The sequence below is a fragment of the Cognatiyoonia sp. IB215182 genome, from assembly GCF_033963905.1.
GTDB lineage: Bacteria > Pseudomonadota > Alphaproteobacteria > Rhodobacterales > Rhodobacteraceae > Yoonia.
In genome coordinates this window covers 143,815-159,498 of record NZ_JAXBMB010000006.1, presented here as the reverse complement: position 1 = coordinate 159,498, position 15,684 = coordinate 143,815, and the positions used below count along the sequence as shown (strand labels likewise).

Below are 15,684 nucleotides of genomic sequence, written 5' to 3'. Positions count from 1 at the left end.
CTTGCGTAGCGCCGCAGGTGGCCGTATTCATGCGCAATCTCAACGGGCGGATTGGCAGAAAATGGCTGAAAAAGGCAAGACTCGGTACGGCGCATGGATCATTGTCGGGGTCATTCTCGTCGGCTTGGCCGGGTTCGGAACCGGGGGTCTTTCCGGCAATTTGCGCCCGGTTGGCACCGTTGGCGAAAAGGAGATCACCGTTGCCGCCTATCAGCGTGCCCTGAACGAGCAGGTGCGCGCGCTGTCTGCACAATTCGGGCAGCCCATCTCGCTGCAACAGGCGCAGGCTTTCGGCATTGATCAGGCAGCACTCGCACAGATCATCCTGACCCGCGCGCTCGACAATGAGGCGACACAATTGGGCATCTCAGCCGGAGACGAACGCGTCTTTGATCGCCTGCAAAGGATCCCCTCATTCCAGGGTGCAGGCGGCTTTAATCGCGAAACCTACCGGCTTGCGCTGCAACAATCAGGCCAGACACCCTCCGAGTTTGAAACCGGGCTTCGTGAAGAGATCGCGCGCACCTTGCTGCAGGGCGCCGTTGTCAGCGGCATCCCAGCCGTGGACGCCTATGCCGATGCGCTGGTGCAATATATTGGCGAGCGGCGCGACATCACCTGGGCCGTTGTTAATGCAGATGCGCTGACGTCACCCGTTCCCGGTGCCACCGAAGCTGACCAGCAAGCTTATTATGACGCGAACCCCGAGGCGTTCACGCTGCCCGAAACCCGCGACATCACCTATGCCTGGCTCACGCCAACGATGATCCAGGACCAGATGGAAGTGGACGACAGCAGCATTGAGGCGCTGTATCAGGCGCGGATCAACGAATTTGTGCAGCCGGAACGGCGCCTTGTCGAACGGCTCGTCTATCTTGATCAGGCCCGTGCGGAAGAGGCGATTGGCCGCATCAATGCGGGCGAGGCAACCTTTGAAGATCTTGTCATCGAACGCGGGCTCTCCCTTGCCGACATCGATCTTGGCGATGTCAGCGAAGAGGACCTGCGCGGCGCTGGTGAGGCCGTCTTTGCCGCTGGTCCGGGAGATGTTGTGGGCCCCTACAACTCCCCGCTTGGCCCCGCGCTTTTCCGGATGAACGCCATTCTGCAAGCGCAAGAAACGAGCCTGGAAGAGGCAACGCCAATCCTGCGCGAGGAACTGGCCGCCGAGTCGGCGCGCGGTTTCATCAATGACAGTGCAAACGGGATCATCGATCTGCTCGCTGGCGGTGCGTCGATGGAGGATTTGGCCGAACGCACGGATATGGAGCTTGGCACCATCAACTGGACGGCGGACATTTTCGAAGGCATCGCCGCCTATGACGCCTTCCGGCGCGAGGCTGCACAGGTGCAGGAAGGTGCCTTTGCCGAGCTGCACGATCTGGCGGATGGTGGCGTTTTTGCCCTGCGCCTTGACGGGATCACACCGCCAACGCTGCAGCCGCTTGACGAAGTGCGCGACGCTGTGCGCGAGGCGTGGCAGGCCCAGGCGCGCCAAGAGGCGGTGATCGCCACAGCGGAAGAGATCGCTGCCGACATTCGGGCACTGACCGACTTCACGACCCTTGATCTGATCCCACAAACCGATGCCGACCTCACACGGCGCAGCTTTGTTGAAGGCACCCCACCCGATTTCAACGACCAGATCTTTGAAATGGCGATTGGTGAGGTCCGGGTGATCGATGCAGCCGACCGCGCGCTGATCGTCCGGCTTGACGATGTCCGCCCGCCCGACCCTGCTGACGAAGGCACCATAGCGCAGCGAGAGGCCCTGGCGGATACGGCGGCCCAAGGCATCGCGCAGGATATCTTTGATGCCTATGCCACCGCATTGCAGGAGCGGACGGAGCTGACGATCAACGAAACCACCCTCAACGCCGTGAACGCCCAGTTCCGATAGGTCGCAAATGCCACTTTTGCCTGATTATGCCGATTTCGCCAAAGGCTATGATGCGGGCGAAAACCAGATCGTGTTTACCCGGATTGCCGCCGATCTCGACACGCCCGTATCACTGATGCTGAAGCTGTCGGGCGCGGGCAAAAATGCCTTCATGCTCGAAAGCGTGACGGGCGGCGAGGTGCGCGGACGCTATTCCATCATCGGGATGAACCCTGATCTTGTCTGGGAATGTCATGGTACGAACTCACGGGTGAACCGCAATGCGCGCTTTGACGACGACGCGTTTGAGGATTTGTCGGATGATCCTTTGACCGCACTCCGGGCACTTCTCGCCGAATCGCGGATCAACCTGCCCGCCGATCTGCCTGCCGCCTCGGCGGGACTTTTTGGCTATCTGGGTTATGATATGATCCGGCTGATCGAACATCTTCCTGACATGAACCCTGATCCGCTTGATCTGCCTGACGCGGTGATGATGCGGCCTTCGGTGGTTGCCGTCCTGGACGGGGTAAAAGGTGACGTCATTCTGGTCGCCCCCGCTTACGTCAAATCTGACCTTTCCGCCCGTGCCGCTTATGCGCAGGCGGCTGAGCGCGTCATGGACGCCCAACGCGCCCTCGAACGTCCCATGCCCAGTGAGACACGCAGTCTGGCGGACCCTGCCCCAGTGGCGCCGCCCGTGTCGAACTTCACCCATCAGGGCTATCTGGATGCGGTTGAGAAGGCCAAAGAGTATATTCGTGCAGGCGATATCTTTCAGGTCGTGCCGGCTCAGCGTTGGACCCAGGATTTCCGCGAACCGCCCTTCGCGCTTTATCGCTCCTTGCGGCGCACCAACCCCTCGCCCTTCATGTTCTTTTTCAACTTCGGCAGCTTTCAAGTTATCGGCGCCAGCCCCGAAATCCTGGTCCGCGTCTTTGGTAGCGAGGTCACGATCCGCCCAATCGCGGGCACACGTCCTCGTGGTGCGACCCCTGAGGAAGACAAAGCGCATGAGGCAAGCCTGATGGCCGATGAAAAGGAACTGGCTGAGCATCTGATGCTCCTTGATCTCGGTCGGAATGATACCGCGAAGGTCAGCAAGATCGGCACCGTGCGCCCAACCGAAAAGTTCATTGTCGAACGCTACAGTCACGTGATGCATATCGTTTCCAACGTAGTTGGCGAACTGGCCGAAGATCAGGACGCGTTGAGCGCGTTTTTTGCGGGCATGCCTGCGGGCACTGTCTCTGGCGCGCCGAAGGTCCGCGCCATGGAGATCATTGACGAGTTGGAGCCTGAAAAGCGCGGCGTCTATGGTGGTGGCTGCGGCTATTTCAGTGCGGGCGGCGACATGGATATGTGCATCGCGCTACGCACAGCCGTGCTGAAGGACGAAAAACTCTACATTCAGGCGGGCGGCGGTGTCGTCTATGACAGCGATGCAGAGGCCGAGTTTCAGGAAACCGTGCACAAATCTAACGCGATCCGCAAAGCGGCAGCGGATGCACGCATGTTCAACGGCAGCGGAAACTGACCTTACTCTGCGGCAACACTGCCTTGCAGAATGGCTGAGACGGGAGCGAGCGCGATCTGCGCGCCGTCATTCTCGGCGCCCCATGAGGCAAGTGCTGCAATCGTATCGTCGGTCAATTCAGCCAGGATAATCCCGTTCCCCGCCTGCCGCGCGCGGAACGCGGCCTGATCAAGGGCCCGTCCGATAGCAGGCGCGCCTTCGGCATCAAGCGCACGCAAGACCGGCGCGGCTGGCAATCCGACCTGTTCGGCGCCACGGATTGCATTGCTGAGACCGCGTTCAACAACGATTAGACCGCGCCCTTCTGATTGCAGCACCTCGATCACCTGCGTGGTGACAGCCCGGTTACTCTGCAAAAGACCATTCGCGCCGGAGAACAGCGCAACCGTTTCGGGCAGAATGTCAAAGGCCGCTTCAAATGCCACCTCAACATCCGTGGGAACCGCCCCTGCGGGAAGCGATGTTTGCATCACAACTTCCACGCCAGCATCGCGATAGGCCTGCATCCGCGCCGTCGCGTCATCTGCCAGCGCATCAACAACGACGGTGGCCGGAAACGGTAATGCGGCGATTTGCGCGGCACCGTCACCTTGTCCTTCATCAATCAGAAGGATCGACATCAGCGGTACATCCGGTGTGGCCTCAAACACAGTTGCATAACGTTCAAGCGCGGGCAGATCGTCAAGGCCGCTATCGTCAACCACAACTTCCGCCTCCTGCCCTGCGGTCTCGGACGGCTCCGCGCCCGGGCGGTTGACACGGACACCGGTATTGACCTGCGGCAGCGGTGTTTCGGTTGTGTCCTGCACTGCGATGATTTCAGGTGCAGGTTGTGGCGCTTCCTCCACCGGTGGAATAGCCACGATCGCGACGGGCGGCACTTCGGCAGGTTGCGGCACAGCAGGGGCGCTGTCCTCCTCCGGCACGACGGGTTCTGCGACGACGGTCTCTGGGACTGTGGTTTCTGGGACTGGGACGATGGATTCGGTTGCGGTAGGCGCATCTGCCACGTCGGTTGATGGCGCTGGGGGCTCCTCTGGCTGGATGGGCGCGGTCGCGACATCACTCGACGGCACTGGCTGATCTTCAGGCTCGGCAGGCACGGCTTCCGCAACTGTTTCAGTTGGAACAACGGGCTCTTCCGGCTCGACGGCCACGACCGATGGTTCCTCTTCTGCAGTCTCGGTCTCGACTTCCGGCGCGGGTGGTTGTGTGGCGATCACAACATTTGCCTCGGGCGCAGGCGCAACCGGCGCGGTGACGACATCGCGCGGCAGTTGCGGCGGCTCCGGCTCGCGCGTGATGTCCGGGTCTTCACTCGGCGTGGGGACGACCAATTCGGTTGTCACGGCAGGTGCGGCGGGCGGCGCTGGCGGTGTCGTCTCCGTCAATGGCGCGGCGACATCAACCTCTGGCTGCTCCACCTGCGGTGTCTCGACAGCCACGACAGGCTCTTCGGGGGCCGGTTCCGGTGCTTCAACCACGGCGATTGAGGTTTCCGCCACGGTCTGGGGCGCGGCCACTTGCGGGGTTTCCGGCGGCGCATTTCCTGCCGGTAAATTGGCGACCTGTGATGCAAAGCCAAGGCCCACACCGCCCAGTATCAGCCCCCATAAGCTGCCCGATACATACCCGCTCATACTGCCACTCACCTTGTCATACGCGCTTGATCACGCCGTTCCACCTTGACGCCATATCGCGTCCCGGCCCATGTATAGCACAACTTATACCGTCAGCGATGGGTTTGGCGGTAGCCCCTAATTCGCTTTACGCGGGATTTTACCATGCTGCTGCTCATCGATAACTACGACAGTTTCACCTATAACCTGGTCCATTACCTGGGCGAATTGGGCGCAGAGGTAGTCGTGCGGCGCAATGATGCGCTGAATACGCAAGAAGCGATGGCGATGCGCCCGGATGCGATTTTGCTGTCACCGGGCCCTTGTGATCCGTCGCAGGCGGGCATCTGTCTGGCGCTGGTCGCCGCCGCCGCCGAGACGAGGACACCGCTGATGGGCGTTTGTCTGGGCCATCAGGCGATCGGCGAGGCGTTTGGCGGCAAGGTCGTCCGCTGTCACGAGATTGTCCACGGCAAGATGGGCGCGATGAAACACACCGGAAAGGGCGTCTTTGCCGATCTGCCAAGCCCCTTTGACGCCACACGCTACCATTCTCTGGTTGTTGATCGTGCCACCCTGCCCAACAGTCTTGAGATCACAGCCGAACTAGAGGACGGCACAATCATGGGCCTGCAGCATAAAGACCTGCCCATTCACGGTGTACAGTTTCATCCCGAGAGCATTGCTTCAGAACATGGTCACAAGCTGTTGCAGAACTTCCTCGACCTGACAAGGGTGCCCGCATGAGCGAGGCGCTCAAACCGCTGATCCACGCCGCAGCCGAAGGCCCCTTGAGCCGTGCGGAGGCTGAGCAGGCTTTCGAGATCCTTTTTGAAGGTGACGCGACCCCATCGCAAATCGGTGGGTTCCTGATGGCTTTGCGGACACGCGGTGAAACGGTCGATGAATATGCGGCCGCCGCCGCCGTCATGCGTGCCAAGTGTCTGCCGGTGAAAGCGCCCGAAGGCGCGATGGATATTGTCGGCACCGGCGGCGATGGCAAACACACGCTGAATATCTCAACGGCAACGGCCTTTGTCGTGGCAGGCGCGGGCGTGCCTGTGGCAAAACACGGCAACCGCAACCTGTCATCCAAGTCAGGCACCGCCGATGTGCAAGGTGAGATGGGGATCAATGTCATGGTTGGCCCGGACGTGGTTGAACGCGGGCTGGCCGAGGCGGGCATTGGTTTCATGATGGCGCCGATGCATCACCCGGCGATCAAACATGTGATGCCGACGCGTGCCGAACTTGGCACAAGAACGATATTTAACATATTGGGTCCACTAACAAATCCGGCCGGTGTGAAACGCCAACTGACCGGTGCTTTCAGCCGCGATCTGATCCGGCCCATGGCCGAAACGCTGCTTGCGCTGGGGTCGGACAAGGCTTGGCTCGTCCATGGTTCGGACGGCACGGATGAGCTGACGATCACCGGCACGTCCTGGGTTGCAGCGATTGAGGACGGTTCCGTGCGGGAGTTCGAGATCACGCCAGCGGATGCGGGCCTCCCGACACATGACTTCAGCGCCATTGTCGGTGGCACGCCCGAAGAGAATGCAAATGCCTTGCGCACCCTTCTGGACGGGCAAGAGAGCGCCTATCGCGACGCGGTATTACTCAACGCAGCCGCAGCCCTTTTGGTGGCCGGCAAGGTTGAGGCACTGCCCGATGGCGTTGCGCTCGCCAAGCAGAGCATCGATACGGGCCACGCGAAGCAGGCAGTCGAGACGCTGGCGCGCATTACCTCAGCAGCGTGATGTTCGACCTCTCCCGCCTCGGTGCCTGGGGTGACTTACCGTTCTTTTCTGACGATCTGCCCGCAATCGCAGAGCGTGTTGGCACCGACATCCTGCCGCCACCAAAACTGACCTTTCGGGCGCTGGAGCTTTGCCCGCCGGACCAGACAAAGGTCGTGATCATCGGACAAGACCCGTATCACACGCCGGGCAAAGCTGATGGGCTGGCCTTCTCAATCCCTACGGATTTCCGCGGTCGGTTGGACAGTTTGGGCAATATTTTCAAAGAGATCGCGGATGATATTGGCGCGGAGCGTAGCGAGACCGACCTGACCGATTGGGCCAATCAGGGGGTGCTCCTGCTGAACACTGCCCTCACCGTCCCGCCCGGGCGACCCAAGGCCCATGCGAAGATCGGCTGGACAAAGCTGGTCAATCAGGTCCTCGACCATCTGAACGCCGCACCGCGCGCCTTCCTCCTCTGGGGTGGCCCCGCTGGGACATTCGCCAAACCACTTGCCGCACATCATCTCATCCACACATCCGCCCATCCCTCACCCCTGTCGGTCCACCGTGGGTTTTTCGGCTCGCGGCCATTTTCAAAGGTGAACCAGTGGCTTATTGATCGGGGCCAAGAGCCAATCCATTGGGCGGACCCATGAGCGACATTCTGGAAAAGATCAAAACCTACAAGCTGGAAGAGGTCGCAACCCGCAAAGCCAATCTGCCTTTGAGCGACATCGAGGCGCGTGCACATGATGCCCCCCCGGTACGCGGGTTTGCCGAACGCCTCGCCGATGCGGCACGCGAAGGCTATGGCCTGATTGCCGAAATCAAAAAGGCCAGCCCGTCCAAAGGTTTGATCCGCGCCGATTTCGACCCGCCTGCCCTTGCTGAGGCCTATGCCGCGGGGGGTGCGACCTGCCTTTCGGTTCTGACGGATGGCCCCTCATTTCAGGGCGATGACAGTTACCTCACCGCCGCCCGCTGCGCCTGCGACCTCCCCGCCCTGCGCAAGGATTTCATGTATGACACCTATCAGGTGGCCGAGGCGCGCGCGCTGCACGCTGATTGCATTCTGATCATCATGGCGAGCGTCAGCGATGCTCAGGCACAAGAGCTGGAAGATGCGGCGTTTGAATGGGGCATGGATGTGCTCTTGGAAGTGCATGATGCGGCGGAGCTCGAACGTGCGAGCCTTCTGAAGTCACCTCTGATGGGGATCAATAACCGCAATCTCAAGACCTTTGAGACCACGCTTGATACGACACGGACCCTGTCAAAGCTTGTCCCCGCCGACCGCACGATTGTCTGCGAAAGCGGGCTGAACACGGCAGATGATCTCGCAGATATGGCTCGCTACGGCGCGCGGACTTTCCTGATTGGTGAAAGCCTGATGCGGCAGGAGGATGTGGCCGCTGCAACCCGCGCCCTGCTCGCCAATCCGCCGCAAGGGGGGATGTGAGCCATGGCGCTTTCGCATTTTGATCGCGATGGTAAGGCACATATGGTTGATGTGTCCGACAAGCCCGTCACCGCGCGCATTGCCGTGGCCGAAGGGTATGTGAAGATGACCCCCGAGACCCTTGCGATGATTGAAGAAGGCCGCGCCGATAAAGGTGACGTGCTGGGCATCGCGCGGGTCGCGGGGATCACGGGCGCCAAGAAGACAGCCGATCTGATCCCGCTCTGCCACCCGCTTCCAATTACCAAGGTGGCACTTGACCTTTCACCCGACGCAACCCTGCCCGGCATCCGCATTCGGGCGACCGTCAAAACCGGCGGGCAAACCGGGGTGGAGATGGAGGCGCTGACCGCCGTCAGTACCGCAGCCCTCACAATCTACGATATGGTCAAGGCGGTGCAGAAGGATATGGAGATTGGCGGCATCCGCCTGACTTTCAAGGATGGCGGCAAGTCCGGCCGGTTCGAAAACCCATGATAACCACCGAAGAGGCTCTGGCCCATCTTTTCGCGTTGGTGAAACCGGGCGAGACCGAACATGTACCACTGCGCGAGGCGGCTGGCCGGGTTCTGGCTCAGGACGTTTCGGCGAAGCGAGATCAGCCGCCCTTTGCCGCCTCAGCGATGGATGGCTATGCGGTGCAAGACGTAGATGCGATGCCTGGTTCACGCCTGAAAGTGATCGGCGAAGCGGCGGCGGGGCATCGCTTTGACGGCGAAGTCAGTGGCGGGCAGGCCGTGCGCATCTTTACCGGCGCACCGCTGCCAAATGGCACTGACCGCGTGATCATTCAGGAGGATGTGACGCGCGAAAATGACGTCATCACATTGACAGACGACCTGGAAATGAAGCCGCATGTACGGCCCGCCGGCGCCGACTTTCGCGCCGGAGACACAATCCGCGCCCCGCGTCTTCTGTCGCCTTCTGACATCGCCCTTCTTGCGGCGATGAACATCGCCAAAGTGCCGGTGACGCGCAAACCGATTGTCGAGATCATTGCAACGGGCGATGAACTCGTCCAACCCGGTGAGGACCCCGGCCCGGACCAGATCATCGCCTCCAACAGCTATGGCCTCGCCGCATTGGTCGAAGAACATGGCGCCATCGCCCGCCTCCTGCCCATTGCCCGCGACAATGCCCCGGCCCTGCGGCTTGCCTTTGAATTGGCCGAGGATGCGGACCTGATCATCACCATTGGCGGCGCCTCGGTCGGTGATCATGACCTTGTCGGCGACATCGCTCAGGAACAGGGGATGGAACGCGCCTTTTACAAGATCGCCATGCGTCCGGGCAAACCCCTGATGGCGGGCCGGATGGGCGATGCAACCATGATCGGCCTGCCCGGCAACCCGGTCTCCGCGATGGTTTGCGGGCAAATCTTCGTTCTACCTATCATACGGAAAATGCTGGGTCTTGGCGAAGCACCTGCCCTACGCGAAAAAGCCCCACTTGCCGCTCCCATCGGGCCAAATGGGCCACGTGAACACTACATGCGCGCCCGGCTGGACTCTGACGGTGTGACTGTGTTCGACCGACAGGACAGTTCCCTGCTCACCGTGCTTGCCGACGCCAACTGCCTTGTCGTCCGCCCCATCGCCGATGGTGCACGCGCGAAAGGCGAGATGGTTGAGATCATTCATCTTTAGCCTCAAATGCCCAACATCAAGGCAATTGACACAAAACAGGAACATCAATAGAACATAAGAAAAACCACGGTGGGGGAGCAGCCCAATGTTGACGAAAAAACAACTGGATCTCTTGGAGTTTATTCACAAGCGCGTGCAACGTGACGGCGTGCCGCCCAGCTTTGATGAGATGAAAGAGGCGCTTGATCTGCGCTCGAAATCCGGGATCCACCGGTTGATCACGGCGCTTGAGGAACGCGGCTTTATCCGCAGGCTGGCGCATCGGGCGCGCGCGCTTGAAATCGTGAAGCTGCCGGATTCAATGCAAGCCAAATCGGGCTTTACGCCGCGTGTGATTGACGGTGACAAGCCGGATCGTACGCCGCCCAAGGCGCTGCCGATTGATAACGGGGCGATTGAGCTTCCTGTGATGGGCCGCATCGCTGCTGGTGTGCCGATTGAGGCGATCAGCCAGGTCTCACACAAGGTCTCTGTCCCACAATCGATGGTAGGTGGGGGTGAGCATTATGCCCTTGAAGTCAAAGGCGATTCGATGATCGACGCCGGCATCAATGATGGCGATGTCGTGGTGATCAAAGAGACGTCAGTGGCCGATAATGGCGACATCGTTGTCGCACTCGTCGAGGGGCAGGAGGCGACGCTGAAACGCTTCCGGCGCAATGGTAATGCCATCGCGCTTGAGGCCGCCAACCCCGCCTATGAGACACGCGTTTTCCGAGACGATCAGGTCAAGGTTCAAGGCCGGTTGGTCGGTTTGATCCGCACCTATTGATCTGGCGCGTTTTGCGACAGGAGCGTTTGACGGCGCTCCTGTGCGCTAAGAACAATCGTCTGTTGCGCGTCGCGTGCACCACCATTCCATGGTCTTGCACCGTTCAAAACACGGGCCGAGGTGATCGCAAGATCGCCATCGGGCAAGACATCGATCGCCAATGAGCCCGTCTGCCGCAAGCGCGTCAGGTCGAAGACGGCGCAGGGCCTGACGACCTCATCCACCTGATTGCTGATCAGTACATCCGCGCCACCGCAATCGGGCAAAGCGGCGAGCGCAGTCTTGCCAGAAACCTGGATGATCCGCCAACCGGCCAGATCGGTCGTCACAACACGCCCATCTCGCGTGACAGCGCCCCGCGCGGCGGCAACCTCTTGTGCGACGGGGTTGCCATCATTCTCAAGCCAGATCCCTGCAACAAAGCCGCTGCCCGTTGGTTTCGAAAGCGCCCGCCCCTCTACCGTCATCACGCCAATCAAGGCACCATTATCCGCGACCAAAAGCTGCGGTCGGATGATCTGTACCCAAAAGAGCGCCGCGACCGCCGCCAGCACCAAGCCAGCAGATCGGCCTTTGCCCCGCCACAGCACAAATCCCAATAGCCCCAGCGCCAGAAGCGGCAGCACGACCGGATCAGGTGCGTGCACATGGCTGAGCGCCCCATCAAGCCCCGCAACGGTTTCCGCGACAAAAAGTATCCAGCGCAGACCAAGATCCATGGCCCAAAGCCCGACCTGCCACAGCCCAAACGGCGCGAGGCACAGCGCCAGCACAGCGGCGGGCATCACCAGAATGCCCATCAGCGGCACGCTCAGGACATTTGCGATCAACCCATAATGGGCGATCTGGTTGAAATGGGCGGCGGCAAAAGGCGCGGTCGCAAGGCCCGCCACAAATGAAGACAGGACCACAGATAAGACCGGGCGGGTCCAGTTGGGCAAACGGCTCAGATCCACATCACGCAACGCGCCAAAGACGAAGACCAGCGCCGTTGTCGCTGCGAACGACATCTGGAACCCCGGCCCGGTCAGCGCCTCCGGCTGCCAGACCAGGATGATGATCGCCGCAATCGCCACGGCCCGCAGCGTCAGCGCGCGTCGGTCCAGCAAGACCGCCACCAGCATGACCGCCACCATGACAAAGGCGCGCTCGGTCGCCACATTGCCCCCCGACAACGCTAGATAGAATGCGCCGACAAACAAGGCGCAAATGGCCGCGATCTTCTTGGTCGGATAGCACAGCGCCACCTTGGGAATCAGCGCCAACCCATACCGCACGATTGCAAAGATAAACCCGGTCAAAAGGCCCATATGCAGCCCCGAAATGGCCAGAAGATGCGCAAGGTTCGCCGCCCGCAAATCTGCCAGCACCGCCTGCCCCATCGCGGACCTATCGCCGGTCATGATCGCGGCAGCGAAGGCGCCGGTTTCACCCGGCATTGCCTTCTGGACTGCCGTTGACAGGTGCATACGCAGCGCGAATATGCGCATCTGCAGCCGCCCCGGCTCAGCCGGTGCAAGCCGCAAGACAGGCGTGCGGGTATAGCCGACAGCACCCAATTGCAAAAACCAGGCATGGCGCTGAAAATCAAAGCCACCCGGCTCGGCAGGGCCAGCAGGGGGTGACAGATGCCCCGTCAGGATCAGCCGCTCACCGGGGCGAAAATCCGTGATCACTTGGTCCCCATGGACCGAAACCCGCACTCGCTCCGGAATGCGCTCCGGCGACATCCGCGCCAGCACAACCTGATCCAGTGTGAGCCGCGTCGCATCACTGGCAGAGCGGTCGATATTGACCACCCGGCCCTCGATCGGCCCGTAATAGCGGAAAGTCAGCACGGGGGCGGCAACACTGTCGCTGCGCCATTTTGCAAGACCAAGCCCCGTGCAAACCAGCATCAGCGCGATGAAAAGCGGCGCATAGGCCACATTGACCCAACGGGAAGCGAGAAAGGCCGCAAGGCCTGTCAGAGCGGCCACTGCAAGCCACATCAGATCAGGCTCAACCGGCAAGGCAAAATAGGCCCCGATCCCGATGGCAAGGCACACAGGCACCCAGCCGATCAACGCGCCCCGCTGCGCCAAAAGGGCGGCCTCGATCGCGGCACGCACTTGTCCTTCACCTCGCGTTCTTCTATGCCCAAGGCCCAAGCCGCAACCTTACCGAAAACCTGGTTAGCGAAAGGTTAATACCCCATGTCCGTCGTCACCCGTTTCGCCCCTTCGCCGACCGGTGCGCTGCATATCGGCGGCGCCAGAACCGCCCTCTTCAACTGGCTCTATGCACGCGGCAAAGGTGGTAAATTCCTGTTGCGGATTGAAGATACGGACAAGGCGCGCTCGACCCCCGAGAACACCCAAGCCATCCTTGACGGGCTGACGTGGCTTGGCCTCGACTGGGATGGTGCGCCATCAAGTCAGGCCGCCAATGCCGCACGGCATGCCGAGATTGCGCAGGAACTGCTGGCAAAAGGTGCGGCCTATAAGTGCTTCAGCACACAGGAAGAAATCGAAACCTTCCGCGAAAATGCGCGGGCTGAGAAGACCTCAACGCTCTTCCGCTCGCCCTGGCGCGATGTGCCGGAAGCCGACCACCCCGCCGCACCTTACGTGATCCGCATTAAGGCCCCGCGCAAGGGGCAAACGACGCTGCATGATGAAGTGCAAGGCGATGTGACATGGTCCAACGATCAATTGGACGACATGGTCCTGCTCCGCTCTGACGGCACGCCTGTCTACATGCTCGCCGTTGTCGTGGATGACCACGATATGGGTGTGACCCATGTAATCCGCGGCGACGATCACCTGGCCAATGCCTTCCGTCAGAACATGATCTACGACGCGATGGGGTGGGACAAGCCAACGCTCGCGCACATTCCTCTGATCTTTGGGCCAGACGGCAAAAAGCTCTCCAAGCGGCACGGGGCGACAGGCGCCGCTGAGTATCAGGCCATGGGCTATCCCGCCGCTGGCATGCGCAACTACCTCACCCGCCTTGGCTGGAGCCACGGGGACGACGAATTCTTCACTGATGCACAGGCGAGAGATTGGTTCGATTTGGATGGGATTGGCAAATCGCCCGCGCGGTTTGACACGAAGAAACTCGAAAGCCTCTGCGGTCAACATATCGCGGCCTCCGACGATGCTGCACTGCTGCAAGAACTCCGGGCTTTTCTTGCCGCCACCGGCAAACCCGCCCTCACTGAAACACAAACTGACGGATTGTTGCGTGGGATGTATAGCCTGAAAGAGCGCGCGAAGACATTCCCTGAACTTCTTGAAAAGGCGCACTTTATCCTGACAGATCGCCCGATTTCAGCAGATGAGAAATCCGCAAAGAACCTCGATAATGTATCCCGTGGTATACTGAGCGAATTGACGCCGCAGCTGCAAAATGCTAGCTGGACGCGAGACGCACTTGAACAGGTTGTCGCCTCCGTTGCCGAAGCTCATGATATGAAACTTGGCAAACTTGCTGGGCCGCTTCGGGCGGCACTCGCTGGGCGAGCGGTTACACCAAGCGTGTTCGACATGATGTTGGTCCTGGGGCAAGAGGAAACATTGGCCCGCTTGCAGGACGCCAGCGCCTGAAACCAATTCGTTACGAATGGTAGGTAACTGGCCACCGACGAGGTAAAACGCGCCGGCGATGCTAAACGCATGCGCGATGACAGAAGGGGAAGTTTTATGGCCGAGAATACTGATACCGCAACACTCACCATCAAGGGTGAGACATATGAACTGCCCGTGCACTCCCCTTCCGACGGCCCTGACGTGATCGATATCCGCAAGCTTTACGGCCAGGCGGATGTGTTCACCTACGATCCCGGCTTCACCTCGACTGCCGCTTGCGACAGCACGATCACCTTTATCGACGGCGAAAAAGGTGTGCTATTGCACCGCGGCTACCCGATTGATCAGTTGGCCAGCAAATCGCACTACCTCGAAGTTTGCTATCTTTTGCTATACGGCGATTTGCCCTCTGCTGCGCAACTCGAGAAGTTTGAAAGCCTCGTCACCAATCACACAATGCTGCACGAGCAGATGGCGAATTTCTTCCGCGGTTTCCGCCGCGACGCGCATCCGATGGCGATCATGGTCGGCGTGGTGGGCGCGATGTCCGCCTTTTATCACGACAGTACCGACATCACTGACGCGCATCAGCGCGAGGTGGCGACGATCCGGCTAATCGCCAAGATGCCGACGATTGCTGCCTGGGCTTACAAATACACGATTGGTCAGCCTTTCGTGTATCCGCGCAACGATCTGGACTATGCCGCGAACTTCCTACGGATGTGTTTTGCCGTGCCGGCCGAGGAATACCATGTGGACCCGATCCTCGCCCGTGCGATGGACCGGATCTTTACGCTCCACGCCGATCACGAACAGAACGCGTCGACGTCGACGGTCCGTCTGGCCTCTTCGTCCGGTGCGAACCCCTTCGCCTGTATCGCGGCAGGCATCGCCTGCCTTTGGGGCCCGGCCCATGGTGGCGCGAATCAGGCTTGCCTGGAAATGCTCAAGGAAATCGGAACTGTCGATCGCATTCCTGAATTCATCGCCCGCGCCAAGGACAAGAATGACAGCTACCGCCTGATGGGCTTTGGCCACAGGGTCTACAAAAACTTCGACCCGCGCGCCAAGGTCATGAAGGAAAGCGCTGATGAGGTGCTGGACCTCTTGGGCGTCGAGAACAACCCGATCCTGCAGGTGGCCAAGGAACTTGAAAAACAGGCCCTGAATGATCCTTACTTCGCAGACAAGAAGCTGTTCCCGAATGTCGATTTCTATTCGGGTATCATTCTTGAGGCGATGGGTTTCCCCACATCGATGTTCACGCCAATATTCGCGCTCGCCCGCACCGTGGGTTGGATTTCGCAATGGTCCGAACAACTCGCCGACCCCAAGATGAAAATCGGGCGCCCCCGCCAGCTTTACTTGGGTGAGTTGCAGCGCGACTACGTCGACATTGAAAAACGGTAAAGGAGCGCGTGGCCACTATCATGTGGCCACATTCCTAGGGGCTTG

At 60.3% G+C, this 15,684-nt stretch carries 13 protein-coding genes; 11 read left to right on the top strand and 2 right to left on the bottom strand.

From position 1 onward, the window contains the following. The first annotated feature begins 1 nt into the window (after position 1). Positions 2–1,900 carry a peptidyl-prolyl cis-trans isomerase gene (locus SLH47_RS13645; RefSeq protein WP_320240106.1) on the top strand — a complete coding sequence of 633 codons (1,899 nt, stop codon included), beginning with the start codon at positions 2–4 and terminating at the stop codon, positions 1,898–1,900. Positions 1,901–1,907: 7 nt separating this feature from the next. After that, complete coding sequence (gene trpE, locus SLH47_RS13640) at positions 1,908–3,416, top strand: anthranilate synthase component I (RefSeq protein ID WP_320240105.1); 1,509 nt, start codon at positions 1,908–1,910, stop codon at positions 3,414–3,416. A gap of 2 nt (positions 3,417–3,418) precedes the next feature. On the opposite strand, the gene SLH47_RS13635 is transcribed toward trpE, so the two are convergent. Then, on the bottom strand, positions 3,419–5,056 hold the full coding sequence (locus SLH47_RS13635; protein ID WP_320240104.1) for a divergent polysaccharide deacetylase family protein: 1,638 nt from the start codon (positions 5,054–5,056) through the stop codon (positions 3,419–3,421). Between the two features lie 144 nt (positions 5,057–5,200). On the opposite strand from SLH47_RS13635, the gene SLH47_RS13630 reads away from it, so the two are divergent. The 7 genes from SLH47_RS13630 (at position 5,201) to lexA (ending at position 10,657) form a co-directional block, all read left to right on the top strand. Then, entirely contained in the window at positions 5,201–5,782 is a 582-nt protein-coding gene (locus tag SLH47_RS13630; protein ID WP_320240103.1) for an aminodeoxychorismate/anthranilate synthase component II, read from the top strand. Continuing rightward, positions 5,779–6,795, top strand: a complete 1,017-nt coding sequence (trpD, locus tag SLH47_RS13625) for an anthranilate phosphoribosyltransferase (protein WP_320240102.1) — start codon at positions 5,779–5,781, stop codon at positions 6,793–6,795. Before SLH47_RS13630 ends, trpD begins: the two co-directional genes overlap by 4 nt. After that, on the top strand, positions 6,795–7,436 hold the full coding sequence (locus tag SLH47_RS13620) for a uracil-DNA glycosylase (RefSeq protein WP_320240101.1): 642 nt from the start codon (positions 6,795–6,797) through the stop codon (positions 7,434–7,436). The genes trpD and SLH47_RS13620 overlap by 1 nt, the downstream gene beginning before the upstream one ends. Continuing rightward, positions 7,433–8,239: an indole-3-glycerol phosphate synthase TrpC gene (trpC, locus tag SLH47_RS13615; protein WP_320240100.1), complete on the top strand. Its 807-nt coding sequence runs from the start codon at positions 7,433–7,435 to the stop codon at positions 8,237–8,239. Before SLH47_RS13620 ends, trpC begins: the two co-directional genes overlap by 4 nt. Positions 8,240–8,242: 3 nt before the next feature. Beyond that, positions 8,243–8,716, top strand: coding sequence for a cyclic pyranopterin monophosphate synthase MoaC (gene moaC, locus SLH47_RS13610; protein ID WP_320240099.1), 474 nt, complete (start codon positions 8,243–8,245; stop codon positions 8,714–8,716). After that, positions 8,713–9,885, top strand: a complete 1,173-nt coding sequence (glp, locus tag SLH47_RS13605) for a gephyrin-like molybdotransferase Glp (RefSeq protein WP_320240098.1) — start codon at positions 8,713–8,715, stop codon at positions 9,883–9,885. The genes moaC and glp overlap by 4 nt, the downstream gene beginning before the upstream one ends. An 85-nt stretch (positions 9,886–9,970) precedes the next feature. After that, a complete protein-coding gene (gene lexA, locus SLH47_RS13600) occupies positions 9,971–10,657 on the top strand; it encodes a transcriptional repressor LexA (RefSeq protein WP_320240097.1) in 687 nt (228 codons plus the stop codon). Here lexA and SLH47_RS13595 read toward each other — a convergent pair. Next, positions 10,651–12,768 carry a ComEC/Rec2 family competence protein gene (locus SLH47_RS13595; RefSeq protein WP_320240096.1) on the bottom strand — a complete coding sequence of 706 codons (2,118 nt, stop codon included), beginning with the start codon at positions 12,766–12,768 and terminating at the stop codon, positions 10,651–10,653. The genes lexA and SLH47_RS13595 overlap by 7 nt on opposite strands. An 84-nt stretch (positions 12,769–12,852) precedes the next feature. Between SLH47_RS13595 and gltX the strand changes: the two genes are divergently transcribed. Together gltX and gltA are read left to right on the top strand one after the other, a co-directional pair. Then, complete coding sequence (gene gltX, locus SLH47_RS13590) at positions 12,853–14,247, top strand: glutamate--tRNA ligase (protein WP_320240095.1); 1,395 nt, start codon at positions 12,853–12,855, stop codon at positions 14,245–14,247. A gap of 96 nt (positions 14,248–14,343) precedes the next feature. Then, positions 14,344–15,639 (top strand): citrate synthase, encoded by a 1,296-nt coding sequence (gene gltA, locus SLH47_RS13585; RefSeq protein ID WP_320240094.1) that lies wholly within the window; start codon positions 14,344–14,346, stop codon positions 15,637–15,639. Positions 15,640–15,684 lie beyond the last annotated feature (45 nt).

What these genes read in the sequence shown, in the direction of transcription:
- trpE (WP_320240105.1), top strand. Translation starts at nt 1,908, where the DNA reads ATGCCACTTTTGCCTGATTATGCCGATTTCGCCAAAGGCTATGATGCG.
- SLH47_RS13635 (WP_320240104.1), bottom strand. Translation starts at nt 5,056, where the DNA reads ATGAGCGGGTATGTATCGGGCAGCTTATGGGGGCTGATACTGGGCGGT.
- SLH47_RS13630 (WP_320240103.1), top strand. Translation starts at nt 5,201, where the DNA reads ATGCTGCTGCTCATCGATAACTACGACAGTTTCACCTATAACCTGGTC.
- trpD (WP_320240102.1), top strand. Translation starts at nt 5,779, where the DNA reads ATGAGCGAGGCGCTCAAACCGCTGATCCACGCCGCAGCCGAAGGCCCC.
- SLH47_RS13620 (WP_320240101.1), top strand. Translation starts at nt 6,795, where the DNA reads ATGTTCGACCTCTCCCGCCTCGGTGCCTGGGGTGACTTACCGTTCTTT.
- trpC (WP_320240100.1), top strand. Translation starts at nt 7,433, where the DNA reads ATGAGCGACATTCTGGAAAAGATCAAAACCTACAAGCTGGAAGAGGTC.
- moaC (WP_320240099.1), top strand. Translation starts at nt 8,243, where the DNA reads ATGGCGCTTTCGCATTTTGATCGCGATGGTAAGGCACATATGGTTGAT.
- glp (WP_320240098.1), top strand. Translation starts at nt 8,713, where the DNA reads ATGATAACCACCGAAGAGGCTCTGGCCCATCTTTTCGCGTTGGTGAAA.
- lexA (WP_320240097.1), top strand. Translation starts at nt 9,971, where the DNA reads ATGTTGACGAAAAAACAACTGGATCTCTTGGAGTTTATTCACAAGCGC.
- gltX (WP_320240095.1), top strand. Translation starts at nt 12,853, where the DNA reads ATGTCCGTCGTCACCCGTTTCGCCCCTTCGCCGACCGGTGCGCTGCAT.
- gltA (WP_320240094.1), top strand. Translation starts at nt 14,344, where the DNA reads ATGGCCGAGAATACTGATACCGCAACACTCACCATCAAGGGTGAGACA.